Source organism: Blautia sp. BIOML-A1, assembly GCF_009883055.1.
Taxonomy (GTDB): Bacteria; Bacillota; Clostridia; order Lachnospirales; family Lachnospiraceae; genus Blautia_A.
Genome location: NZ_WWVR01000039.1, coordinates 1 through 23,533 on the forward strand (window position 1 = coordinate 1; position 23,533 = coordinate 23,533).

General features: G+C 39.6%; 25 protein-coding genes and 1 pseudogene. 3 read left to right on the top strand and 23 right to left on the bottom strand.

Annotated features, from left to right (window positions below; all coding sequences use genetic code 11):
• From GT674_RS14265 to GT674_RS14360, 21 genes are all read right to left on the bottom strand, one after another.
• Window positions 1-552, bottom strand: a 552-nt coding sequence (locus GT674_RS14265) for a recombinase family protein (protein ID WP_330585605.1), incomplete at its 3' end; no start/stop codon positions are given.
• Window positions 468-1,385 carry a peptidase S11 gene (locus GT674_RS14270; RefSeq protein ID WP_243149142.1) on the bottom strand — a complete coding sequence of 306 codons (918 nt, stop codon included), beginning with the start codon at window positions 1,383-1,385 and terminating at the stop codon, window positions 468-470. The genes GT674_RS14265 and GT674_RS14270, both read right to left, overlap by 85 nt.
• Before the next feature lie 46 nt (window positions 1,386-1,431).
• Complete coding sequence (locus GT674_RS14275) at window positions 1,432-1,773, bottom strand: flavodoxin family protein (RefSeq protein ID WP_243149143.1); 342 nt, start codon at window positions 1,771-1,773, stop codon at window positions 1,432-1,434.
• Between the two features lie 2 nt (window positions 1,774-1,775).
• On the bottom strand, window positions 1,776-2,774 hold the full coding sequence (locus tag GT674_RS14280) for an alpha/beta hydrolase (protein ID WP_161286314.1): 999 nt from the start codon (window positions 2,772-2,774) through the stop codon (window positions 1,776-1,778).
• A 53-nt stretch (window positions 2,775-2,827) separates the two neighbouring features.
• Window positions 2,828-3,595 carry a carboxymuconolactone decarboxylase family protein gene (locus tag GT674_RS14285; protein ID WP_161286315.1) on the bottom strand — a complete coding sequence of 256 codons (768 nt, stop codon included), beginning with the start codon at window positions 3,593-3,595 and terminating at the stop codon, window positions 2,828-2,830.
• 28 nt (window positions 3,596-3,623) lie between these two features.
• A complete protein-coding gene (locus GT674_RS14290; protein ID WP_161286316.1) occupies window positions 3,624-4,094 on the bottom strand; it encodes a flavodoxin in 471 nt (156 codons plus the stop codon).
• Between the two features lie 125 nt (window positions 4,095-4,219).
• A complete protein-coding gene (locus GT674_RS14295; RefSeq protein WP_161286317.1) occupies window positions 4,220-5,098 on the bottom strand; it encodes a LysR family transcriptional regulator in 879 nt (292 codons plus the stop codon).
• A 76-nt stretch (window positions 5,099-5,174) separates the two neighbouring features.
• Window positions 5,175-5,321, bottom strand: coding sequence for a hypothetical protein (locus GT674_RS17500; protein WP_242854887.1), 147 nt, complete (start codon window positions 5,319-5,321; stop codon window positions 5,175-5,177).
• 176 nt (window positions 5,322-5,497) lie between these two features.
• Complete coding sequence (locus GT674_RS17505; RefSeq protein WP_243149144.1) at window positions 5,498-5,722, bottom strand: hypothetical protein; 225 nt, start codon at window positions 5,720-5,722, stop codon at window positions 5,498-5,500.
• Window positions 5,723-6,031: 309 nt separating this feature from the next.
• Window positions 6,032-7,285: an ATP-binding protein gene (locus GT674_RS14310; protein WP_161286318.1), complete on the bottom strand. Its 1,254-nt coding sequence runs from the start codon at window positions 7,283-7,285 to the stop codon at window positions 6,032-6,034.
• Between the two features lie 447 nt (window positions 7,286-7,732).
• Window positions 7,733-7,861 carry a hypothetical protein gene (locus GT674_RS17670; RefSeq protein WP_264475595.1) on the bottom strand — a complete coding sequence of 43 codons (129 nt, stop codon included), beginning with the start codon at window positions 7,859-7,861 and terminating at the stop codon, window positions 7,733-7,735.
• A gap of 23 nt (window positions 7,862-7,884) precedes the next feature.
• On the bottom strand, window positions 7,885-9,267 hold the full coding sequence (locus GT674_RS14315) for an ABC transporter ATP-binding protein (protein WP_173902522.1): 1,383 nt from the start codon (window positions 9,265-9,267) through the stop codon (window positions 7,885-7,887).
• A 5-nt stretch (window positions 9,268-9,272) separates the two neighbouring features.
• Window positions 9,273-9,950: an energy-coupling factor transporter transmembrane component T gene (locus GT674_RS14320; protein WP_161286319.1), complete on the bottom strand. Its 678-nt coding sequence runs from the start codon at window positions 9,948-9,950 to the stop codon at window positions 9,273-9,275.
• On the bottom strand, window positions 9,950-10,546 hold the full coding sequence (locus tag GT674_RS14325) for an MptD family putative ECF transporter S component (RefSeq protein ID WP_144369862.1): 597 nt from the start codon (window positions 10,544-10,546) through the stop codon (window positions 9,950-9,952). The genes GT674_RS14320 and GT674_RS14325 overlap by 1 nt, the downstream gene beginning before the upstream one ends.
• Before the next feature lie 14 nt (window positions 10,547-10,560).
• A complete protein-coding gene (locus GT674_RS14330) occupies window positions 10,561-12,321 on the bottom strand; it encodes an ABC transporter ATP-binding protein (RefSeq protein WP_161286320.1) in 1,761 nt (586 codons plus the stop codon).
• A complete protein-coding gene (locus GT674_RS14335) occupies window positions 12,306-14,120 on the bottom strand; it encodes an ABC transporter ATP-binding protein (protein WP_330585599.1) in 1,815 nt (604 codons plus the stop codon). Before GT674_RS14335 ends, GT674_RS14330 begins: the two co-directional genes overlap by 16 nt.
• On the bottom strand, window positions 14,107-15,093 hold the full coding sequence (locus GT674_RS17825; RefSeq protein ID WP_161286321.1) for a helix-turn-helix domain-containing protein: 987 nt from the start codon (window positions 15,091-15,093) through the stop codon (window positions 14,107-14,109). The genes GT674_RS14335 and GT674_RS17825 overlap by 14 nt, the downstream gene beginning before the upstream one ends.
• A gap of 189 nt (window positions 15,094-15,282) precedes the next feature.
• The gene (locus tag GT674_RS14345; RefSeq protein WP_205164690.1) at window positions 15,283-15,459 is read right to left on the bottom strand and encodes a hypothetical protein; all 177 of its coding nucleotides are present in this window, start codon (window positions 15,457-15,459) and stop codon (window positions 15,283-15,285) included.
• A 40-nt stretch (window positions 15,460-15,499) separates the two neighbouring features.
• Window positions 15,500-16,201 carry a transglutaminase-like domain-containing protein gene (locus tag GT674_RS14350; protein WP_161286322.1) on the bottom strand — a complete coding sequence of 234 codons (702 nt, stop codon included), beginning with the start codon at window positions 16,199-16,201 and terminating at the stop codon, window positions 15,500-15,502.
• Window positions 16,191-16,859, bottom strand: a complete 669-nt coding sequence (locus GT674_RS14355) for a class I SAM-dependent methyltransferase (RefSeq protein WP_161286330.1) — start codon at window positions 16,857-16,859, stop codon at window positions 16,191-16,193. The genes GT674_RS14350 and GT674_RS14355 overlap by 11 nt, the downstream gene beginning before the upstream one ends.
• Window positions 16,860-17,002: 143 nt before the next feature.
• A complete protein-coding gene (locus tag GT674_RS14360) occupies window positions 17,003-17,785 on the bottom strand; it encodes a ZIP family metal transporter (RefSeq protein WP_161286323.1) in 783 nt (260 codons plus the stop codon).
• A 759-nt stretch (window positions 17,786-18,544) separates the two neighbouring features.
• Between GT674_RS14360 and GT674_RS14370 the strand changes: the two genes are divergently transcribed.
• The 3 genes from GT674_RS14370 (at window position 18,545) to GT674_RS14380 (ending at window position 21,863) form a co-directional block, all read left to right on the top strand.
• Window positions 18,545-19,735, top strand: a complete 1,191-nt coding sequence (locus tag GT674_RS14370) for a sensor histidine kinase (RefSeq protein ID WP_330585604.1) — start codon at window positions 18,545-18,547, stop codon at window positions 19,733-19,735.
• The gene (locus tag GT674_RS14375) at window positions 19,736-20,449 is read left to right on the top strand and encodes a response regulator transcription factor (protein WP_161286325.1); all 714 of its coding nucleotides are present in this window, start codon (window positions 19,736-19,738) and stop codon (window positions 20,447-20,449) included.
• 88 nt (window positions 20,450-20,537) lie between these two features.
• A complete protein-coding gene (locus GT674_RS14380) occupies window positions 20,538-21,863 on the top strand; it encodes a hypothetical protein (RefSeq protein WP_161286326.1) in 1,326 nt (441 codons plus the stop codon).
• Between the two features lie 207 nt (window positions 21,864-22,070).
• Here GT674_RS14380 and GT674_RS14385 read toward each other — a convergent pair.
• Window positions 22,071-22,376 (bottom strand): annotated as a pseudogene (locus tag GT674_RS14385) (flavodoxin); the annotation flags it as partial.
• Window positions 22,377-22,504: 128 nt separating this feature from the next.
• Complete coding sequence (locus GT674_RS14390) at window positions 22,505-23,215, bottom strand: hypothetical protein (RefSeq protein WP_161286327.1); 711 nt, start codon at window positions 23,213-23,215, stop codon at window positions 22,505-22,507.
• Window positions 23,216-23,533: the final 318 nt, after the last annotated feature.

Below are 23,533 nucleotides of genomic sequence, written 5' to 3' on the forward strand. Positions count from 1 at the left end.
TATACGACCATCTTTGTAATCATCATAGAGTTTCATCTTTTCCGAGGTCAACTGTCGGCTCTGTTTTTGCAATTCTGTAGTATTGATCTCTTTGTATTCACATTGTCTTTTGGAAGATACTTTCTTTCCTTTTTTCAACATTGACGCTGCATACTGACGGACAAGCCCAAGGATATTCTCCTCCATCGGTTCCCTACGAATCACCAGACTTCGGCACACAGGATCACCATTGGTTCTGGCATCTGAACATTTCAGCAGATGCTCTGTTTCTTTTAACAGAGAATGCCCACAGTTGGCACATATCAGCAAGGCCGGCTGTTTTTTACGTCTTTCCAGAGTAAAATTGGTGCGTGATTCTGCAACACTTCTCTTCTTTTTCGGATGCATTTCATTTGCTTTTTCAAACAATTCCCTGTCTATAATTGCCGTATGATGATTTTCCAGGCGAACCCATTCTGTTTCATCATTCAGAACTGCTTTATGGCCCGTATGCATACTGCAACGTGTTTTGCCCCAGATTCTGGTTCCAATATAAATCTCATCCCGGACGATTGCCGATACTGTCGTAGGGCTCCAGTGTTTCTTTTTGATCGTGTCAAACCTCTGGAACTGCACCTGATCCCCTCTTGATAATTTCTGCTCATCACAAGTAGCAATCGCCTGTGCTGCTGATAAAGCACAATCAAGTTATAGTCGTCAGACAGAGAGCCAGTCTTAATTCCGCATACATTTTCGTTGTAATATTCGGATGTCGGATCAAGGAAGGCGTTTGTATTCTGCCATATTTGTGTACTGCCATCAGGCAGTGTTGCCGTATAAGTGTTTTGAGATACAATTTCTCTAAACCACGAGTATTCCAACAACCGATATACTACTTCTTTCAAATCTAAAGTGGTGGTAAGTGCCTCCATATCAAAACCACTCGGATCATATAAAACTGTGTCTAAGTACCCCTGCTGTTGCAAATGCAGGTTTAAGTTCTCCATGAAAATCCTCACACGCTCTTGACAGCTTTCTGCTTGCGGCGAAAGTAATCCTCCACAATAATCAGCAACCACATAAGCTGCGTCATTCCCTGACGGTACTAACATTGCCGCAAATAGATTGTGTAAAAAGTATTCTTTTTCCTTGATTTGAGCAACAGACGAGCCAGGTTTCGTGAGTGAAATAGCACCATAGTCTGCAACAACGATACTATCAAGGTCTGCTAAAGTTGACGCATACTCAATAACAAACAGCTTGGCTAAACTTGCAGGAATTTGTGGCTCGTTCTCGTTTTTTGAAACAAATATTTCATCATCAGAACAATCCACCAATGATACACCGCCAGCCTTTGCACCAGCTTTTAATGCCTTTTTTATATCTCGTTTTCTTAGACTTATCATATTTAACCTTTCTTATCATAATTGCAAATTTATAAATTCATCAGTATTAAAACTGAAATTCAAATACGCTACTAAAATCATTATTCAAGACATAATAAACTTTGTTTTTATTAAATATCTCATAATAATAAATTGGGGTTGCATAGACAATAACTTCTGCATTCTTTACCTTTGCCATAATATCTGCAATATCATCCTTCTGTACACACATCCCAGTCCTCTGGCAGGATAGACAACCGATACAATATTTTATATCTTTTCCTTTCAAAGAAAGAAGTTCCACATCATGCCCCGCTTCTTTTGCTCCTTTTGCACACTCATTTGCAAGCATATCAGAATTGCTCCCTCCTCGAAGACTTGTCGATATGATCAATACTTTTTTTGCCATAATTAACCAACTCCGTTTTCTTCAAAAAATTTCTGGATTTTATCAAATGGGATTACATCCAGATTATCGTAAAGATCTGTATGAACAGCCCCTGGAATTGTTAGCAGCTCTTTATTGGATGTGTACTTGCTGTCCTTAATCATATTTTCATAAGCATCTTTTCCAAAATAATAGCTGTGTGCTTTTTCTCCGTGAACAATGAGGACTGCACTTCTGATTTCATTACTGTACTTTAATATTGGCTGATTCATAAATGACATACATCCAATACTGTTCCAGCCATCATTGGAATTCAGGCTTCTTTTATGATAACATCTGCCTTTATAATACTCACTGTAATCTTTTACAAAGAAAGGGGCATCCTCTGGAACCGGAAGAGAAACACAACCACCAGCTCTGGAATATTCGCCTTTACAGTATTCTTGTGTTCTGAGGGTATTCAGCGACTGCTTCTTCGCATAACGTGCTTCTTCACTGTCCTCAGAATCAAAGTACCCATTCACATTTACCCTTGTCATATCATACATGGTAGATGCAACCGTTGCTTTTATTCTTGTATCGAGTGCAGCTGCGTTAAGAGCCATCCCACCCCAGCCACAGATTCCAATGATTCCTATTCTATCTTGATCTACCTCTTCCCGAACAGAAAGGAAATCAACAGCAGCCATGAAATCTTCTGTATTAATATCCGGAGAAGCCATGTATCTTGGATTGCCTCCACTTTCTCCCGTAAAAGAAGGATCAAATGCAATAGTAAGGTATCCTTTTTCAGCCATCGTCTGCGCATACAGTCCGGAACACTGTTCTTTGACTGCACCAAATGGTCCACTTACAGCAATCGCTGGATATTTTCCAAATGCATTTTTCGGCTTATACAAATCTGCAGCAAGTGTGATTCCATAACGATTTACAAATGTCACTTTCTCATGATCTACTTTTTCACTTTTTGGAAAAGTTTTATCCCATTCAGATACTAGTTTTAATTCTTCTGTTTTCAACATAAATATAACCTCCATATGCAAATTGTCTTATAAATATACTTTTTTCAACCTTCCTATTTTAGTTTTCTATATTCTTCATCACTTACCGGTTCAAGCCATTCATTAGAACCATTTTCGCCTGGAACTTCTATTGCCAGATGTGAAAACCATTCATCCGGTGCGGCGCCATGCCAGTGTTTCACTTCTGCCGAAATATTGATGCAGTCGCCTGGCTTCATTTCTACAGCATCTTTCCCTTCTTCCTGATAATATCCTCTTCCGGCAACACATACCAGTATCTGTCCTCCCCCACTTTTTGCATGATGAATATGCCAGTTATTTCTGCATCCAGGTTCAAATGTTACATTGAAAATTCCAACCTGAGATGTAGAGATTGGTGCAAGAAAACTTCTGCCAGAAAAATACTGTGCAAAGTCATCGTTTGGTGCACCAATTGGAAATACCATCTCTTTTGCATGCGCCCGCATCGCTTCCTCTTCGTATGGCAAATCTCCTTCGCCTGTCTCCCACACTTCCTTTGCAAGATTGAAAACAGCCCATGCTTTTGGCCATCCTGCATAAAATGCGACATGTGTGATTACTGCGGCAATCTCTTTTTGTGTTACACCATGATTTTTTGCATTTTGAAGATGATATTTTAAAGAAGAATCTGTAATTCCGGAAGCCATCAGAGCAACCACTGTGATGATACTTCTTGTTTTTACGTCAATATCCTGGTTATTCCAGTTTTCACCGAAAAGGACATCATCGTTAAAATGTGCAAACTCCGGTGCAAATTCACCAAGTGCATTTCTTCCTGCTGTCTGTATTATTTTTCCCATTTTCTGTATACCTCCATAGCACTGTTATTTATAAAGATTTTACCCACTCACTGATTTCCTGTTTTGTTCCACGGTTTAACAGGCTGCCTTCTGTGATAACTGCATCCGGTGCAGATGGCTGTAATTCCTTTACAGTATTACCGAATCCACTTCCACCGGATGTTGCAAAGAGCACAATCTTTTTACCACTGAAATCGTAAGCTTCTAAAAATGTATTGATGATTGTCGGAGCCACATACCACCAGATTGGGAATCCCAGAAGGATCTCGTCATAAGAACTCATATCCATCTCTTTTTTCATAATCGCCGGTCTATATTTTTTATCACTCATTTCCACACTGCTTCTGGATTTTTTATTCATCCAGTCAAGATCAGGCTTTGTATATGGAACTTTCGGCTCAATCTCAAACAAATCCGCTTTTACTTCCTCTGCGATCATCTGTGCTACTTTTTTTGTTGTTCCGCTTGCACTGAAAAATGCCACTAATTTTTTACTCATAATAAAAATCCCCTTTCTATACGTATTTTTCACAAAAAATAGATGTATAAGATTTACATTCATCTTACACATCTATTTTAAGCTCTATCGCTTCATTATGTCTAATGCTTATATTGAATTTTGTTTTATGCCTGAAAAGCATTAATCTCCTCGATCATTTTACGAACTGCCAAAGAATATGGGATATTCCGTCGCCAGGCAATCACCGTACTGGTCGTGATTTCAGGAGAAATTCTTCGCTGTACAAGAATATCCTCTCGCCAATACTTTGCAGCACCCTCAATTGAAATTGGATACCCCAGTCCATTTGCCGCCATAACTCCGGCATTCGTTCCAAGATTACTCGTAAAAGCAATCTGTAATTTTGAAAAGTCTTTCCCAAACCAGTTGGCAAGTTCACTTTGAACGTTCATTCTTTCCGGCAGGATCAAGGGCTTTCCAATAAGATCTTCTTTTTTTATAAACTCTTTTTCTGCCAGCGGATCATCCGGCCGCATTCCGACACACCAGTGATCGCAATCTGTGATCCGGATATAATCCAGCCCTTCGGTGTCCACCGGCTCCATGAATAATGCGATATCTACAAGTCCTTTGTTCATCATCTCATACACTGCATCTGCTGTTGCAGTATGCAATACAATCTGAACCAGCGGATATTTTTCTTTATATGTTTTACATATCTTCGCCAATGTCTCCACTGCTGCAAATTCACCGCATCCAATGGTTATCGTGCTCTCTACAACCTCTTCTTTTCCTTGCAGTTCCTCAAGCGTCCTTTCCTCAAGATTAAGAATCTCCAAGGCACGCCTTTTTAATAAAATTCCTTCATCAGTGAGCGATATTTTCTTCCCGTTTCGAATAAATAATGTTATTCCCAGGTCCTCTTCAAATGCCGCCATTTGTCTGGATAGCGTTGGCTGGGTAATATGCAATTGTTCTGCTGCTTTTGTAAAGCTCTGTTCTTTTGCTACTGTTAAAAAATAGCGTAATAATCTTAATTCCATATCTTTATATTCCTACAAATTTTTCTTGTAACCATTCTATCATATTGCATCCCAGACATCATCTATATCTTTACCTTTAATAATAAATCGCACACAAATCAATTATATCAAGAAGTAAATTATACTGCTTCTTTGCTGTATCGTTCATTTCATGATTCATCGGTGCGTTCTGTGAATACAACGTTGCTTCCGAAAGCTTTGATGGTGCTGAATGATATAACATCAAGTCTTCTACCGTTATGTTGAGCAATTTCAGTATTTTCTGCAAATGGCGATCAAAAGAACTCTTACTGTCTATATTGCCATTCAGCAACTTATCAAGAGTTGGTCTTGTTTCAACTCACAGTCGGTAATTTCACAGAGTCTGACATGTCAGCAACATGCTGACTGTGATTTGCCTCATGTCAGTGGGGGATACCGATTTCTCTCCGCCCACCACTGCCGTTCATTTTCTTGTTTACAATTCATCTCACCACCTATAGAGGTGGGAGAATCCTTGTTATATCTTGTTGAAATGTCTGCCTTTGCCGCAAAGGATACTTTTGTATAACCCATATCTCTAATACAATCTTTTAACTTCGAAGCCACCAGACTTCTCTGTTCAAATAATTCATCAAACTTCATTGTGATGACCTCCTTTTCTCTTCAATTTGTTTGCAAAAAAGCCATAAGATTTCTCTTTCCAAAATCTTACAGCTCTTCTATCATATTGCGTCCCCAATATCATCTATATTTACATGTAATATCTGCACAAAATACCGTGGGTTATTTTGGGGTTATTTTCTAACCGCCTATGCCCTTCAGACTGTGATTTTACTGGCTTTTGAGCGAAGCTTTCAAAGAGTGCCGTGGCATAAAAATAAAATTTTTATCATATGATTTTCTCCTTGTGTTATTGAAAGATTGTGTAATTTGAACCCTCTATGTTCTCAATCACTTAATGATATATTTTGTTCCTCTGCCTTTTCCTTCAACTGCAATCACACCCTTTTTCTCCATAGCTTTCAGTAATTGTGTTGTTTTTGATTTGCCAAATGGGACATATGGTGCAATTTCACTTATTGGTTTCAGCATCGTCTTACTTAAAAATTTGTAAATCACTTTTTCGTCTTCGGTTAAATTGACATTCGTTTCAAATATCGGTAGTACAATTTTTATAGCATTTTCTGACACTTCAAATTCTGGTTTTATCAAACTCTCTGCATACAGTTGTTTGATTCGTGTAATTCCTGTTCCAAATATCTCTACTAATCCCAGTCTATAAAATACATTTGCAAGATTTCTATTTCTTAAAATAGATAGTTTACCTGATAAATATTCTTCTGCCGTTATTCCAGCCGGCAATCCACCAGGAGATACTACTTCTATTCTATCATCAAACATAGAAACTCTGATGTGTGAATTAATATCCCATACCCTATGAATCAAAGCATTTGCAATTGCTTCTCTGAAAGCTGCTTCCGGTATTTTCTCTACCATCTTTCTGTCAGCCCCCTGTATTACTTCATATTGGTAATAATCTCTAAATACAGCAAGTGCTTTTTCATATATTTCTAAAACCGATATATGTTCAAACGTTACTCTTTTTTGAATAATACTGATATTCTCACCGAACTTAACAATATCAATTCCTGAAAAATGATTTTTATCTGCCAAAAGTCCCGCTGCATTATTATAACCATTTATATTGTTATACAAGTTCAATGTCTTTAAAGTATCTTGATTGAAAGTTTCAATGTAAATATTTTCTTTCAGTTTACACTGTAAAATTTCAAAAGATAGCTCCTGATCTTTACAAGATAATTCTTCGAAACTAATATTTTTTCCATCTAATACAAGCCTTGAAAATTCCAATGTATCTACCTCTATCGTTGCTGTATCATTTCGTTTGTATGCTTTTGATTTATATAAATACGGTTTTTGAAGACCATTTTTTACAGTAAGTTTTATCGTCTGGTCATTATTCTGTATTTCAAGTATATAGTTTGGTTGAGGTGATATACTGTCATTGATTTTATTTTCGATATCCAGACAGGCCTGTTTTACATCTGGCAATCCTTTCACATTTCCATTATCATCAACCCCAAAAAGAATTGTTCCACCATTGTAATTCGAAAAGGCACTAACTGTTTTCAAAAAAGCATTCGTAATCGTTTCCTTGAATTCTAATATTCTTGTCTCACGCATAGTAATCGTTCCCTTTCCAACCATAATGATTATATTATATGCAAAAACGCGCAAAAAATCAATCGTATTTTTTTACGATTGATTTTTTAATTAATTTTGAGTGTAGTATTCTTTTTTGACCAACTGAATTATGACAACTTTTTTAATTATTCCGATCCGATCTTCCAAAGGTGTAAATTCTACGTTTCCACCCAAGAGACCCAATAAAATCAAGACTTTTGCCCCGTCCCTTAAACACTGCCGTGACATATAAATAGTATTTTGACCACGTTTTTATCTCCTTTCGTGCCAACGGATTTGAGGTGATAAGCCTTTATTTTTCAACATTTTTACACATTTTTATATTTAATTGTTTTTCATTTCTCCTCATAAATAAGGGGATTTCCTTTATAACTTTATGTGTTAGAAAGTGTGTTATGCCTTTGATATATAACACACTATCATTTTTTAGTCTTCGCCGTCTGCTTCTTCTGAAAAATCCGTTTCCGGTTCTTCGTCGTAATCATCATTATTCAATGATACAAGGGCAGGCACGTTATTCAGTGAATAAAAATTATACGGCTTGCTTTGTGCCATATTAGAGAACTGTTTCCTAAAAGTCAACTATTTATTCTAATATACCTCTTACAAGCTCGATTCAAAAACTCATAGTCATGTGTTACAACTATAATAATATATTTTTCTTCTGCCAGCCGTTTCATCATTTTTTCCACCTGACACATATGCCTAAAATCCAGGCCACTGGTAGGTTCATCGAAAATAAGCATTTTTTTTCCACTCATAACTGCCTGGCAAACAGCAAGCCTTTGTCTTTGTCCGCCAGATAATATCATCGGATGATATTCTGCATACTCTTTCAAGTCAAATTCTTCAAGCAGTTCCCTGATTTCCTGTTCGGAAGCGTCTTCATTTGCAAGCAGGCATTCATTTTTCACACTATCTGAAAACAACTGATGATTGACTTCCTGCATGACCATCCCGAACAGTTTGGTCCGGGCCTTTTCTGACAGCTTTTTCCCTTGATACAGAATCTCGCCGCCTTTGGGCTTAAGCAGACCGCACAAGCAATTGCAAAAAGTAGATTTTCCGGCACCGTTTTTCCCTGTGATACCGATGATGTCTCCCGCTCTTGCAGATAAACTAATATTCTGAAAAATCATCTGTTTCTTTCTCTTAAAGGAAAGATTGCACACCTTAAGCTCTGCATTTTCCAAGTCACCGGAAATTTCCGGAATCTGTATCTGTTCCGGCACTATACTCCTTAATCCCAACTGTTCCCGCTCTGAATCTGACAAAGCCCTGAACTCCGATGGTGTAAATTCCCGTTCTATATGTCCTTCTTTCATATAAAGAATTCGGTCTGCAAATTGCTGAACCCAGGAAAGTCTGTGCTCCGCCACAACTACCGCATGCCCTTTTCCCTTAATTACCCTCAGTCTTTCACTCAACCGTTTGATTCCTGCCATATCAAGATTTGCCGACGGCTCATCAAGCACATAAATCTGCGGATTCATGGCATATACTGATGCAAACGCAAGAAGCTGTTTCTCACCACCTGACATGGAAAATACATTTCGGTCTTCCAGCTTCTCTATATCTAATTCATTTATTGTATTCTTAATTCTTTTTCGTATATATTCCGGTTCCACGCCTCTGTTTTCCAAGCCGAATGCCATCTCAGCATTAGAATTCGTATAAAAAAACTGAGTTCTTGGATTCTGAAAAACAGACCCTACAAGCTCTGCAATTTCATACATAGGCATCTCTGCAACATTTTTCCCGTAAACCGTAATCGTTCCATCTACGCTGACATCCCTCACAAAATGTGGAATCAATCCATTAATCAATTTTGTCATTGTGGTTTTTCCACATCCACTTTCCCCGCATATCAATACGAACTCCCCATCCTGTATCTCCAGATTTACATCTGACAGAATTCTTTTTCCTTGCATTGTTACATTTACATTTTCAAACTTTATCATTTTCTTTATCCTGCAATCACCACTATAAGTATTCCAAATGTTACCAAAATCATTATCAACCAGTCTGAAATCCCCATGTGAAGTGTTATTTCACTGGTCTTTTTTCCTGGATTCTCGATTCCTCTTGCCACTGCCGCCGCTGCTATTTCATCCGATGTATTGACTGCAGACACAATCAATGGAACTACCGTACACTCCAAGCGGGATGCCCATGAGATATTCTGAAGTTTCATGGCAGCATTTATATGTACGAACTCCTCTTTCAAAGCTGGAAAATATCGAAGTGTCGTAGACATTGCTATGATAAATCCTTGTGGTAGATGCAGTGTATACATGGCAGCGATCATTTTCTGCATGGACGATGTTCGAAGCAACAACAAACCTGCCAAAACACACGGCAGCATACGCAATGAATAATTAACTAAAACTGGAAACACCATATTCATCCATGCGGGGCACTGCGGAAATACATACATTAGTAAAAGGTGGGAAGAAACAAGTAAAACGATACCTTTACCTGCCGCCTTATATAGTCCATGCACCAGCATAAGCAGGAGAAATATGCCTGAAAGCATACTCCCCTGCTCAGAATTTTTCTGACAGAACATACCAATATTTGCCATTAAAAGCAGCCACAGCCCAGCTCTTGGATCAAGATGATTGATGACTGTTATCTTATTCATCAGACAATCCCTGCTTTCTTAAAATGTTTACGGAATAAACCTTTAGCAATCAACGCTCCAATCACGCCTCCTATGACTGGAGAGATACAAAGTATAATCAACATTGGCGTAGAAATCAATCCCGATAAAGACCGGACATATTCTGCAGACATTCCATTTTGCTGAATCTGCGCCAGAAAACTGTCTTTATACACCCATATTGCCAGTGGAGAGCCAAGCATTCCATAACAGAAAAACACAAACGATATCATCATATGTGTAAAACTGTTATCATACTTTGTCACAGCCCTGTACAGTTCCGACAATATACATGCAATAGCAAATGTAATCAGTAACAATACTGTAAACTGACCAGTCACAAAATAAAGCAATGCAGTAATTGTTCCCATAATAAGTACTGCCCCTGGTTTTCTCACTTTAGCTGTCATAAGCAGGAATGGGATTCCGGTCACAATTCCTGTTACGCCCGGTAACAGCAGCCACAACACTGGCACAAATCCAGTAAACATAGCTGCCAGATTGAGCATAAAATAAATTGCAGAGAAGATTCCTATTGTAATAAGATCCTTTCCTGATAATTTTCTTGATTCTTCCATGTTTTTCGTTCCTCCTAGCCGATTTTCCAGCCTTCCGACTGGCTTCTGATATCTACAAAATCCTTGTATTTTCCAGGAATAACCACAAGTTCTCTGTGGGTTCCTCTCTGAACAATCTGCCCATTATCTACCACCAGAATCTGATCTGCCTGTTCAATCGTCGCCAGTCTGTGTGCAATGGTTACTATGGTTTTTCCTTTTGTAAGTTCCGATATAGCTGCCTGGATCAGATGTTCATTTTCCGGATCTACACTGGCTGTCGCTTCGTCAAGTATAATAATCGGTGCATCCTTCAAAATCGCTCTTGCGATGGAAATGCGCTGTTTTTCTCCACCGGACAGGCTCCCACCCCCTTCACCGATGACAGTATCGTAGCCTTCCGGTAATGCCATAATAAAATCATGGCAGCACGCTTTCTTTGCCGCTTCGACCATTTCTGCTTCTGTTGCATCCGGTTTTCCAAAGCAAATATTATTCCTCACTGTATCATGAAACAGATATACATTCTGAAATACCATGGAAATGTTGGATAACAGACTGTCACAGGTAAATTCTTTCACATCATGTTCTCCCACACGAACACTTCCACTGTCTGCATCATAAAATCGAGCAATCAGATTGCAGATTGTAGATTTTCCGCTTCCGGAAGGACCAACGATTGCTGTAACTGAATACTCCGGAATTTTCAGATTCACATTATGAAGCACCTGTCTTCTTTCCTTCCCTTCCCCGTAAGAAAAATCTACATTCTGAAATTCGATATCATAGTGTGCAATCTCTATCTGCTGTCCATCTGCATCAATGAAGGACTCTTTTGTCAACGCATCCAAATGATCCAAGGCATCATCAATGACAGCCAGTACATGGGCGCAGTCTGCAATCGGCTCCAAAGAACCAAACACATGGAATGACAACAGAATGATAATCATCATATAAGTAAAATCCAGCTGTCCAGAAAATCCCAGATAAAATGCAGCGATCACGATACACACACTTGCTGTCTTTAACGCCAGCAGATACAGTGCATTATAAGGAATATACCCCCATTCTATTTTCAGATTAATATCACGGCTGTCCCTGCATGCTTTTTTCATAGAATCCATAGAAGCTCCTGCTTTTCCAAAGGATTTTACTACAGAAAGTCCTCTGGCATATTCCAGGGTTGCTCCAGTCAGATCTCTGTTTGCCGCAGCTAGGATTGGTGCATTTCTTGTACTGTACTTTGAAATGATAAGCAGAAATATCAGAGAAACAGCAGCACCCGTCACTGCAATCAGCCCCACTCTCCAGTTCATACAGGTGAGCCACAAAAGGATGCAGATAAAATTCAGATAACCTCCCACAAAGTTATCAATCATACGAATTCCCATTCCTTCCAGCGTATGAAGGCCTGTCGTGATGGAATTGAGAATCGTACCTGTATTCATATTCTGGAAATATCCTAAAGATACACGTTTCAGTGCATCTCCTACTGCAAGTCTGTCTCTGGCAATCAATTCATAACTGATCGACTCCTGAAATCTTGCTCTCAGATAATCAAACAGAAAGCGCAGAAAAATGAAGAACAGCAGAATCACGATACTTTTCCCAATCCAAACCGTTGAGACAGCTTTTCCCTGTCCTTCGCATTCTACAAGCTTCCCGATCATATATGCAGCCCATACGACCGGCATTGCCGCAAACCAGCCTGAAAAAAAGGAAAAAATAAAACCGATATACAGATTCTTTTTAAAGCTTCCACACCAGTCAATGATTCTTTTTACAGTACCAAACATGATTCTTCACCTTCTTTCTGGCTTTCAACTGCCCAGTGCCTTACTCCCACATGGGCCTGCCACATTCTCTGATAAAGCGGACAGTTCTGAATCAGTTCTTCCTGAGTTCCTGCTTCTTCTATACAGCCATTTTTCAAAACAACGATTTTGTCTGCATCTGTGATTGTGGAAAGTCTGTGTGCAATGACCAGCAATGTCTTGCCTTTTGTCAGTTCTTCAATACTCTTCTGAATCTTGTTCTCATTTTCCGGATCCGTAAATGCAGTCGCTTCGTCAAGGATGACGATCGGTGCATTTTTTAATACCATTCTGGCAATAGCAATTCTCTGCTTTTCTCCACCGGACAGGCGTTTTCCTGCTTCCCCTGCCTGAGTATCATACCCCTGTGGCAGTTTCTCTATAAATTCCTGGCAGCATGCCTTTCTTGCCGCTTCCTGCACCTCTTCATCCGATGCTGCCGGATTACCAAGACGTATATTTTCCATAATGGAACACCTGAACAGAAAATTATCCTGTGTTACAAAACTAACCATTTCTGAAAGCTGTGACAGCGGAATTTCCTTAATATTTACATCACCTATAGTAATGCTGCCTGACGTCACATCCCAGAATCTTGAGATCAACCTTGCTACTGTGGATTTACCTCCGCCGCTTGGTCCGACCAATGCGGTAAAACTTCCTGCCGGCATTGTCAGGTCTATTCCATGCAGCACCTCATCCTTTTCCTCACCAGTATAGGAAAAATGCACATTTTCCAGCTTCACATCATAACTGCTGATATTTACACGTACAGAAGACTCCGGCAATTCTTGCATCGTAAGGAAATCCTGTATGCTTTCAATGTTGTACTGCATTTCACGAAGATTTTCGGAAAATACCTCTATCTTTGCAAAAGATGTTACCATGGACATGGACAACATGATTGCCAAAACAAGCTGTGATATGGTCAACTGACCATGCATCGTCAGATACAGTCCCACAGGCAGAGTTCCAAGCAGTGTCGATGGAAACAGGGCGAATGTCATTTTCATGGTGATCCAGGTGGAGGACAGCCATTTCACAACAAATTTCTTGTAATCCAGGATTGCTTTTGCATATTTCTCATAAGAGGTTCCAGCCCTGCCAAATGACTTAATGACTTCGATTCCTTCTATGTATTCTACAATGGTACTGTTCATATGTGCATTAGATTCATCGTACTGAGTGAAACTTTTTCCGCTGATAATCATGGTAAGTGTCATAAATACCATGGACAATGGAACGGTTACAAGAGAAGCCAGTGCAATTCTCCAGTCCAATGTAAACAAAGCGATAAAGCTGATTACCGGAAGCAGGAGATGTCCGCTTCCTTCCGGAATCATATGGGCAATGGGAGGTTCCATATTTTCGATTTTTTCTATCATAATGCTCTTGATTTCACCAATACTGTGCCCTTCTACATCTCCTAACGGTGCTTTCAGAAACCGGTCTGTCAGGCGGATCCTTAGACCCTCCAATATGTGATAGGCTGCTATATGGGAAATCCATGTGGATGCAGAAAAGCTTACAATTTTTATAATGTAAAAGAGTAGGGCATATAGACACCACTTTAAAATTTCCTGCATAGGAGCCTGGTTCAGATTTCTTATATACAAATCAATGCCACGGTAAATGCAATAATATGGCATGAGTCCACTGATAATACTGATAACAGATAAAACAACGGATATTCCAAGCCTTTGCCCGCTTCCTTCGGTATAGCCAAGCAATACTTTCAGCCAGCTGTCTTTTTTTTCTGATACTTTTTTATTTTCCATCATATGTTTCCTTTCTGAATCTGTACTCTGCCGGAGACAGCCCCATCACACTTCGAAATGCAGATGAAAATTTTCCCGGATTTTCATATCCTAAACAGGAGGCGATCTCCTGTATTTCTTTCGCCTTATCCTGTAACAACATATTTGCAGCCAGATTCATGCGGTATCTCTTCTGATAAGAATAAATAGAATCTCCATAAACATCTTTGAAGCATTTTTTCATAGTTGTCAGTGGAATCTCATACATAGAGGAAAGTTCTTCGATGGTAAACCGTGTCTGAGGATTCCCTGTAATCTGCGCATGAATCCCTTTGATTTTTTCCATCTGAGTTTTGTAATAATATGGTCTGACTTCCTTCCTGTCTTCTACGGTCATCGTGTTTAAGTACAACAATAATTCCACGACTTTTATCTGATAATATTCTTTCGCTTTTGCAAGCTCTGGATGAGCCATGTTTTTCTGGTAAAATCCGGAAAGAATCGACTCAAGTTCCTTATCTCCCCGAATTACATAAGGTTTCTCTTCGGCACAATACCGGCTTCGAAGATTCTCAATGGATACGGAGAATCCCTGAAACAATTCATCAAGTGCCTTCTGAACTTCCACAACTTCCATGAAAATACTGATTCCATGATAATGCTTCAGAGGATAATAAGTTGTCCCTTTATGATTTTCTCTGTTATCCAGACGAAGTTCCTTTTCCTGCATAATACTGAACACACCAGGCTTTACCTCCATCTCAATTCTTCCCTCCCGGCAGTGGTCAATACAGAATATTTTTCTGTCATTCTTCAATTCAAATTCAGATACACACTGTTCCATATGCATGTCTGAAAAGCAAATCATCACTCCGGGCAGCACACGGTAAATTGTCATTACTCCTTCTCCTGTCATATCATTCAGCATAAGGATCGAACAATTCTCATTCTGAATCACAGGTTTCACATTACTTCCAAGGCTTGCAATTTCATTCACATTCAAATTTCTTCTCATTCCCTTCATATAGCTGTATTTTCTTCGTTAGTCATTTCTAACTTTTTTTTATATCTTACCATGAGAATTAAGCTTTATCCATACCCGAATGGACCTTGGTAATCTATTTGGACAAAAAATAAAGTTCCAGACTTATCATCTGAAACTTTATAATGAATCATCATCATTGCATTACTTCACGCAATAGAAATATACCATGGAACCATCAACATGGACATCGGTTTCTTTATATAGTTTTTGAAGGATATTTCTCAGCTCTTTCTCCGTCTGAAACGATGGAGAAAACCGACCTTTCTTTGCAAGAATATTTTTTGATGTTTCATAAGCATTTTGTATTTTGTCTGCCATATTACCCTCCAAATTTAATTTTAATTCTAAAATCTTAAAACTATCGTTCTCTCATCTTCCTGACATTACGATTCATGAGGTGTCTTCCAATATGTCTATAAGCAAATGCTTTAAAGGCTGAAATTTCTTGATGATGTTCCTTCAACAGTTCATCTGGACAATCATAAACACCAAAATCCTGATTAATTCCCTCGCTCTGAATATAAGTATTGTTCCTATCAAACTCAATAATGAGATTTCTGAAATCCTTGACTGCTACTCCATAACCGCAAAATGCACCTTTACATTCCGGATTTCGTTCCTGTAACTTCTTTATATAGGTTTTATCCAAAATGAAAGCTTCCAGTTCATACCACTGATTTTCAAAATTAATTTCTACCCAGCTATGGAAAATATTTTTTGGAGCATTACGGTAAACAAACCCGGTCATAGTTCCTTTCTGCAGGCTTTTATCAATCGTAAAACCATGTACTCTGCATGGAATATTGCAGGCACGTAAAAGTGCCATGAATAAAGTTCCTTTAGTATTACATTGTCCATAACCATCTGCAAGTACTTTTGAAGCTGAAATTCCGTCATCAATATTATATCCAAATAAAATATCATCTCTTACATAGTTGTAGATTGCCTTAATCCTTTCAAATTCACCCATTTCCTTCCATTTCATATTTTGAATAAGTTTTTGAATTGCCGGATTAGAAAAATCAACCATTCGTGTTTCCCTAAGATACTTATCTTTCATTTCCTATCGCCTTTCCCATAGGTTTTCTCACAACACAATGCATTCGCATACCTTTACGAATTTCAAATTTTTCTACTTTTAATCCTGCTTTTTTGCAACATTTTATGACCACATCTCTTGTTGGCACTTGGACATCTCCATGTCCGCATATATTTGCCAACGGCATTTCCAATGTATTCATTAGCCATACCAATACTTTATTGTCACTGGTCACATCTCTCAGTATCAATCTTCCATTTGGGCGAAGACATCTTTTCACACTGTCAAAAAATGCCTGTGGATCTGGATAATGATGGAAGCTCATAGAACAAATAATTGCATCAAATGAATCGTTTTCAAAAGGAAAGTTCTCACAGTCTCCTACAACAAATGTTGCATTTGAAATATTTTTCTTTTTTGCCTGTTCAATCATGGCAGGAGTCAGATCCAGTCCTGTATAATGCCGGTCTGGATGTTTTTCTGCTAATAAAGAAATCATTGGTGCAGGTCCGCAGCCTGCATCCAATAAATCTCTAAATGGCTCCTTATCTAATTCTTCCAGAATATCCGGATAATCCTTTTTGCACATTTCGTAAATGCCAGCATGGTTACTTTCATATCTTCCTGCTGCTTTTGTAAACTCTTTAATTGACAATTTTTTATATTCTTCATTTTTCATGCTTTTTCCTCCAATCACTGTGCCTTTTTCGTCTTGCATCCACATTTCTTCCTTCTTTTCATATAAGCATAAAACTGCTTATGCAATTCCCTCATTTCATCTGGTGCCTTCATAGCATTCTCATAAGAATCATTCCTCTCCTCTTACCCCAGTGCCACATCCAAAATCATCATCAAACTAAATCCAAGTGCAAAGAAAAGCGTACCAATATTCGAGTGCTGTCCCTGCGACATTTCCGGAATTAGTTCTTCAACCACGACATATAACATGGCTCCTGCTGCAAAACTCAGTAAATATGGTAATGCCGGGATTACCAGCTGTGCAGCAAGAATCGTCACTACTGCTCCAATCGGTTCAACCACTCCTGAAAGTACACCTCCAAGAAATGCCTTTCTCTTACTTTCACCCTCTGCCCTAAGCGGCATGGATATAATCGCTCCTTCTGGAAAATTCTGGATAGCAATTCCAAGTGATAAGGCAAGTGCACTTGTTGCTGTAATCTGTGCATTTTCAGCAAGAAATCCTGCATACATTACACCAACCGCCATACCTTCAGGGATGTTATGTAATGTAACTGCCAACACCATCTTCGTAGTACGATCTAGTTTGCTTTTCGGTCCCTCTGCCTGTTCACTTCCAACATGAAGATGCGGAATCAAATGATCAAGTGCGAGTAAAAACAATATACCAATCCAGAACCCAACAGCTGCCGGAACAAACGATAAAGTTCCCATATTCTCAGATTGTTTAATAGCCGGAATCAGAAGACTCCAAATTGAAGCAGCAACCATTATACCCGCTGCAAATCCTGCAAGTGCACGTTGCAGTAACTTGCTAAGTGTTTTTCTCATAAAAAACACGCATGCTGTACCTAGCGTTGTTCCAACAAATGGAATCAGTATACCTTCAAAAATATTTATTTGCATTATATTTTCCTTCCATATATGCTTGAAAAAATTCATTGGCAAAAATAATTATCTTCAGCGGTATAGTATTAGTTCTATAGCTTATTGATTATATTGCCTAATATCTGTTATTCTATAATTTTTCATATTTTCATTGTGTTAGTTTTGACTAACTGTTTGGTATAAAGAAAACCGTGCAAAAAGCAGACTGTAATTTCACACGGTTTTCTTATGCTTAAGTATATCACTTACGTAATCATATAACAATATATTTCTTTCAACAATTTACAAAATCTAACGTGTGAATTAATATCCCATGCCCTATGAATCAACACGTTGGCAATTGCTTCTCTAAATGCTGCTTCCGGTATTTTCTCTATCATCTTTCTGTCAGCGCCCTGTATTACTTCATATTGATAATAATCTCTAAATGCATCTATTGCTTTTTCATATACATCTAAGGCCGATGTGTTTTCGAAGGTCACTCTTTTTTGAATGATACTGATGCTTTCTCCGAATTTGACAATATCAATTCCCGGGAAATGATTTTTATCTGCCAGAATTGTTCCAGGTTTTCGACTCCTCCGGTTTCACATAACCAGGCTGTTTTTCTTACTCTGTTTATGATAAAATTACAGTAACTTCAGAAGCTTTCCCATTGTTTTCTTTTTACTGGAGGATTTTTCAATGCAGGAAATACATCATTTTTTTCACTCATTATTCAGTCCCACCCTTGATTTCCGTGTTCGGCTGTTTAATATCCTGGCTTTAGGAGGCACTGTGATCAGCCTGATCATGGCCTTTCTCAGTCTCGGAACCGGTTCTTGGAGAAATGTCCTGATCAACATTATGCTGGTCGCAGTCTCAGGAGAACTTTTTCTTTATTCCTATTACAGTGGGAAATATCAGCGCTGCTATCTGATCACCATTGTCATGATTTTTCTGATTGTTTTTCCGGTGATGTTTTTTACCAGCGGCGGATATCATGGCGGTATGCCGGCCTTCTTCGTGTTTGCCATTATTTTTACCGTGCTGATGCTGGAAAAAAGACGTGCTCTGATCGTTTCTCTGCTGGAAATTATCCTATATATGGGACTGTGTCTGGCCGCATACCATTTTCCGCACATTGTAACTCCTTTTGCCACGGAAGCAGACCGACTGGCAGATATTCTTCTGGCATTTGTCTCTGTAAGTACTGTCTGCGGCATTGTTCTCTATTTTCATCTGAAGGAATACAACCAGCAGCAGCTCCTTCTGGAGGAACAGAACCTGCGGCTGCGCTCCCTTGACAATGCCAAGTCTACCTTCCTGACCACCGTTGCCCACGAGATAAAAAATCCTCTGAGTTCCATCTCCCTCCACGCCCGGGACACCTCTGAGCTCCTTGAAGAAGAACCTCTGGATTTCTCTCTTATGCAGGAAAATCTCCGTACCATTGAACAGTCAGTAATGCGGATCGATCGGATCGTACTGGATTTGATGGATACCGTTTCCATTGAGCAGGGACGGCTGGCCCTTTCCCTTGTGCCATCAGATCTGGGAGCACTTTTACATTCTGTGGAAAAAGATTTCAGCAGTCATCCAGGTTCCGAGAATAATCAGATGGTGCTTACGATACAACCCGACCTCCCGGAAATCTCTGCAGACCCGGAACGGCTGATTCAGGTTATCACCAATCTGGTCTCCAATGCAGAGCGTCACACCCGAAACGGAACCATCACTATTTCCCTTACAGGCGAACCGGGCTGGCAGACCATCTGCGTCTCCGACACTGGAACCGGTATGTCAGAAGAAATGCGAAAAAACGCACTCAAGGGTTATGTTTCTGCTGATAAAGATTACTGGCGGCACGGCATAGGCCTCTATGTCTGTCATCAGATCATCACCGCCCACAGCGGCAAAATATGGCTGAAAAGCAAAGAAGGTGAGGGAACTCAGGTGTTCTTCTCACTTCCGGAGGAGGAATCATAAATGAATGAAAAGAAATCGCTTATCCTTATGGTGGAGGATGAAGAACAGGTGCTGAATGCCAACTGCCGGATGCTGCGGCGCCGTGGATACGATGTCCGCACTGCACAGACAGTCTCCGAAGTCTATCATCAGCTTGAAGAACAGCTGCCAGATCTTCTCATCCTGGACATTATGCTTCCGGACGGAAACGGCCTGGATATCTGCCGCCACTTCCGCGAAAAAACCATGAAGCCGGTTCTTTTTCTCTCAGGAAAAAGTGATATCCGAGATAAGGTAGAAGGACTTCAGCAGGGAGGCGACTATTATCTCACCAAGCCTTATAATTTCGACGAATTTCTGGCCGTAATCCAGATGCTTCTGGAACGCCAGAAACGAATAGAAGAAAAAATAAAAGAAAAATTTCAGGCTTCCCGCCAGATCACCATTGGAAGCCTGCGGCTGGATCTTTCGGACGGCCATGCATATCTCAATAATGCTGACACAGGTCTTACCCGTACCGAATTCTCCCTGCTACGTCTCCTTGCTGAAAATCAGGAGAAGATTTTTTCTGCAAAGGAGCTCTATGAAGCAGTATGGGGCAGCTGTGCGGGAACAGATACCAGCACGGTACGGCGGCATATCTTTAACCTGCGGATCAAGATTGGTGCCGAGGATACCGATGAATATGACATTGTCTCGGTTTATGGTAAGGGATATCTTTTTACCTGCCGGTAAATGTCTCTTTTTCTTCACATTTCTGAATATCAGAATCTATCTGTTACAATATACTTAACAGACAGGTTCTTTTTATCAGGAGGTGCCTATGCATAAAAAAATCTTAATTCTTTTAACAGGCTCGATTGCTCTTTCCATATCTGCAGTCCCGGTCCTCGCTTCTGACTCTCCAACCGATGATGGGCAGTACATCTGGCAGGATGAAAACGGAGATTACTGGTACCGCAATGGTTCCGAGGATGAATATATCGGCGAAGGTAATTATGCCCCTGATCCGGATTCCGGTGAACTGATGGAAGGCAACGATGCCGGCTGGACCGAGCAGGACGGTTATTTTGAACCTCATTATTACTATGAGGATGGCAGTGTATGGCTGGAGGATGCTACCGGAACCACTTATATTGGCTCCAGAGATAACTATTATATTGATGACTACGGCAATCTTCAGGAATATTCCGCTTCAGAAGCTGATTCCTCCTCCGGAGATTCTTCAGAAAAATCGTATTCCGGAACTTCCTCCGATTCCAGTGGAAACTCCTCCTCACAGAATTCTGATTCTTCATCCCCCAGTTCCTCTTCCGATACAAATGCAGAAGAATCCTCTGAATCAGAAAAGCGTGGCGAGCTTCATATGCGGGTTGGCTTTCCTGCCGATGATACAATCAGAGAATCCATGCCCGAAAAAGGAGGTTATTTCGAGCAACGTTCCGTAAATGAGGGAAAAAGTACTGCCTTTGTTTTAAAAGTAGCTAATTCTTCTCTGGAAGATTCTTCCCTTAATGGTTTTCTGGCAGAATACTATCCGGTAAAGGGTGAGATCATCACCCAAGAGGACCTTACCTTTGAATCTTATCCTGCTACGAAATATCAATATTTAACCGCAGTCAACGAAGAAGAACAAAATGTAGATGTGCTTGTATGCCAGACTGACGATTATACATTTGGACTTTTTATCCTGACCCCGTCAGACACCTATGATAAAGCCGCTGAAAAGGAAGCTGCAGAACTGATTAAATCCATAGATTTCGTTTACGCAGAGTATGTGGATATGGCCATGACGGATTACTTTCAGGTTCTTACTCCGGAGCGTTGGAAATATCTCTGCCGTTATGAAACGACCGAAACCGAAAATGGTGGATATAAACTGACTTATTACAATGAGGATGTTCCTGTGCTGACCCTGGAAGCCAGATATTACGATGGTGAAGACCAGCCTCTGGACAGTGTATGGCAGGGCTATCTCGGCCGCATCGAAACCGTCGATGGCAAAAAATACGATCTTCTGTCCACCATCAGCCAGTACTCCGAGGATGCCTCTGATGAATGGAAGGAAATGTATGACACCTATCTGGATACCATAAACGGAATCCGCATAATGGATGGCTGTTCCCTGACCGAAGGAAGTCATACCTGATTCCCCTTTCCCCTCTGCTGTTATTTTGCAGACCGGAAAATCTATAGCTGTATCTCCGCAAAAGGCACATCATATTTACACAAAAGAAGCTGCAGAACTTGAGTCTTCATTGTTCTGCAGTTCCTTTATTGAAGTGATTCTCCACTTCATCTGAAGTAACGAGAATGTGACAAACAGTTATTCAATTGCCAGATGAGAAAACCATTCATCTGGTGCGGATGGCTGCAGTTCTTTTACGGTATTACCGAATCCACTTCCACCGGATGTTGCAAAAAGCACGATCTTTTTACCACCAAAATCATAGGCTTCCAAAAATGTATTGATGATTGTCGGAGCTACATACCACTAGACAGGAAATCCTAAAAGAATCTCGTCATAAGAACTCATATCCATCTCTTTCTTCATAATCTCCGGTCTGTATTTCTTATCACTCATTTCCACACTGCTTTGGGATTTTTTATCCATCCAGTCAAGATCAGCCTTTGTATATGGAACTTTTGGCTCAATCTCAAATGAATATTTCGCATAAAAACAGATGTATAAGATTTGAAGTTCTCTTCTTTTTAATAGTTTTGGATTCATTCCGAACTTAGCCATATTAGAGCAGTACAAATGTATTATTCCTTTTTATCTTACTGTTATCATTTTCTTTTTTTGTATTTTGTCTGAAGAAGCCATTTCTGATCTATCACTTTCATTTCTTCTCCAAAGCGAATATGAAGACTCACAGAGCACGCTTGTTGCTCTATTTTTTCTATGATTCCTTCGCCAAATTTTGGATGATTGACGCTTTCCCCTTTTTCATATTTTATAATCACATTCTGCGTTCTTCTGTATTCCTGCTCTCTTCTGTGCTGATCCCGTATGGTGACTGTTTTGTCATGAATCGGATTCCTGAGAGTTTTTTCATAATTGTGATTCATCAGTGCCTCACCCGCTTTATAATAGGGCGTTGGTGCCGCACCTATCAATGAGCAGCAGTATTTCCATGCACTTCCGTGAATTCCAGGCTGCCACTGATACTGTTTCGGAATAGGCATATTGTATCGCATATAATGTGCGTATTCGTGTTTGTAAAGATCTATTCTATCTTCTTTGCTGAGTGGATTATTTACGGCATATCCTATAAAAAACAAAGAAAAATGAAAATGTTCTTTCTGCCCGTGTCCGTTTTGATTATAAGACCCCAATGAGTCCCTGTCAAAACCAAAAGTTATTGGCACTTTTGCTCCCTGAAGATGAAATTTCTTATCTAGTTCTCTGTACAACGCACGAATCTGCGCAATAAGAATTGGTGTTTCTTTCTCAAGTATTGCCCGAAGACTTTCATAAGTATTGTAATCTGTCTGCATTATTTCACATTCCTGCCCAATGTTTTTATTTCTTCCATACCCTTATCATCTTTGATATTAGAGTTCCGTATATTTTGCAGCGCTACCTTTATTTTACGAATGATTGGTTTTGCAACCGTTACTGAAAACTTATAAAAAGTTATAAACTTCTATGTTTCATTCCTGCTTCAACGAGTATGTTTTTGATGATATAAATATCAATCTACTCACAAGTTCTTGTACTCTCCACAGGCGTAAATTTCGGACTAACGTATCCGTACATATTTGCATTGACGTTTCAGTGTCAGCCTGCAAATCTTTCTCCATAAGCCTTGAGAT

Excerpts from the sequence above, each read along its gene's own strand:
- GT674_RS14280 (WP_161286314.1), bottom strand. The coding sequence starts at position 2,774 with ATGTTGAAAACAGAAGAATTAAAACTAGTATCTGAATGGGATAAAACT.
- GT674_RS14345 (WP_205164690.1), bottom strand. The coding sequence starts at position 15,459 with ATGGCAGACAAAATACAAAATGCTTATGAAACATCAAAAAATATTCTT.
- GT674_RS14355 (WP_161286330.1), bottom strand. The coding sequence starts at position 16,859 with ATGAAAAATGAAGAATATAAAAAATTGTCAATTAAAGAGTTTACAAAA.
- GT674_RS14350 (WP_161286322.1), bottom strand. The coding sequence starts at position 16,201 with ATGAAAGATAAGTATCTTAGGGAAACACGAATGGTTGATTTTTCTAAT.
- GT674_RS14310 (WP_161286318.1), bottom strand. The coding sequence starts at position 7,285 with ATGCGTGAGACAAGAATATTAGAATTCAAGGAAACGATTACGAATGCT.
- GT674_RS14275 (WP_243149143.1), bottom strand. The coding sequence starts at position 1,773 with ATGGCAAAAAAAGTATTGATCATATCGACAAGTCTTCGAGGAGGGAGC.
- GT674_RS14330 (WP_161286320.1), bottom strand. The coding sequence starts at position 12,321 with ATGTTTGGTACTGTAAAAAGAATCATTGACTGGTGTGGAAGCTTTAAA.
- GT674_RS14285 (WP_161286315.1), bottom strand. The coding sequence starts at position 3,595 with ATGGGAAAAATAATACAGACAGCAGGAAGAAATGCACTTGGTGAATTT.
- GT674_RS17670 (WP_264475595.1), bottom strand. The coding sequence starts at position 7,861 with ATGGCACAAAGCAAGCCGTATAATTTTTATTCACTGAATAACGTGCCT.
- GT674_RS14335 (WP_330585599.1), bottom strand. The coding sequence starts at position 14,120 with ATGATGGAAAATAAAAAAGTATCAGAAAAAAAAGACAGCTGGCTGAAA.
- GT674_RS14375 (WP_161286325.1), top strand. The coding sequence starts at position 19,736 with ATGAATGAAAAGAAATCGCTTATCCTTATGGTGGAGGATGAAGAACAG.
- GT674_RS17500 (WP_242854887.1), bottom strand. The coding sequence starts at position 5,321 with ATGTTATATCATTCAGCACCATCAAAGCTTTCGGAAGCAACGTTGTAT.
- GT674_RS17505 (WP_243149144.1), bottom strand. The coding sequence starts at position 5,722 with ATGAAGTTTGATGAATTATTTGAACAGAGAAGTCTGGTGGCTTCGAAG.
- GT674_RS14290 (WP_161286316.1), bottom strand. The coding sequence starts at position 4,094 with ATGAGTAAAAAATTAGTGGCATTTTTCAGTGCAAGCGGAACAACAAAA.
- GT674_RS14320 (WP_161286319.1), bottom strand. The coding sequence starts at position 9,950 with ATGAATAAGATAACAGTCATCAATCATCTTGATCCAAGAGCTGGGCTG.
- GT674_RS14360 (WP_161286323.1), bottom strand. The coding sequence starts at position 17,785 with ATGCAAATAAATATTTTTGAAGGTATACTGATTCCATTTGTTGGAACA.
- GT674_RS14390 (WP_161286327.1), bottom strand. The coding sequence starts at position 23,215 with ATGCAGACAGATTACAATACTTATGAAAGTCTTCGGGCAATACTTGAG.
- GT674_RS14295 (WP_161286317.1), bottom strand. The coding sequence starts at position 5,098 with ATGGAATTAAGATTATTACGCTATTTTTTAACAGTAGCAAAAGAACAG.
- GT674_RS14380 (WP_161286326.1), top strand. The coding sequence starts at position 20,538 with ATGCATAAAAAAATCTTAATTCTTTTAACAGGCTCGATTGCTCTTTCC.
- GT674_RS14270 (WP_243149142.1), bottom strand. The coding sequence starts at position 1,385 with ATGATAAGTCTAAGAAAACGAGATATAAAAAAGGCATTAAAAGCTGGT.
- GT674_RS14315 (WP_173902522.1), bottom strand. The coding sequence starts at position 9,267 with ATGATAAAGTTTGAAAATGTAAATGTAACAATGCAAGGAAAAAGAATT.
- GT674_RS14325 (WP_144369862.1), bottom strand. The coding sequence starts at position 10,546 with ATGGAAGAATCAAGAAAATTATCAGGAAAGGATCTTATTACAATAGGA.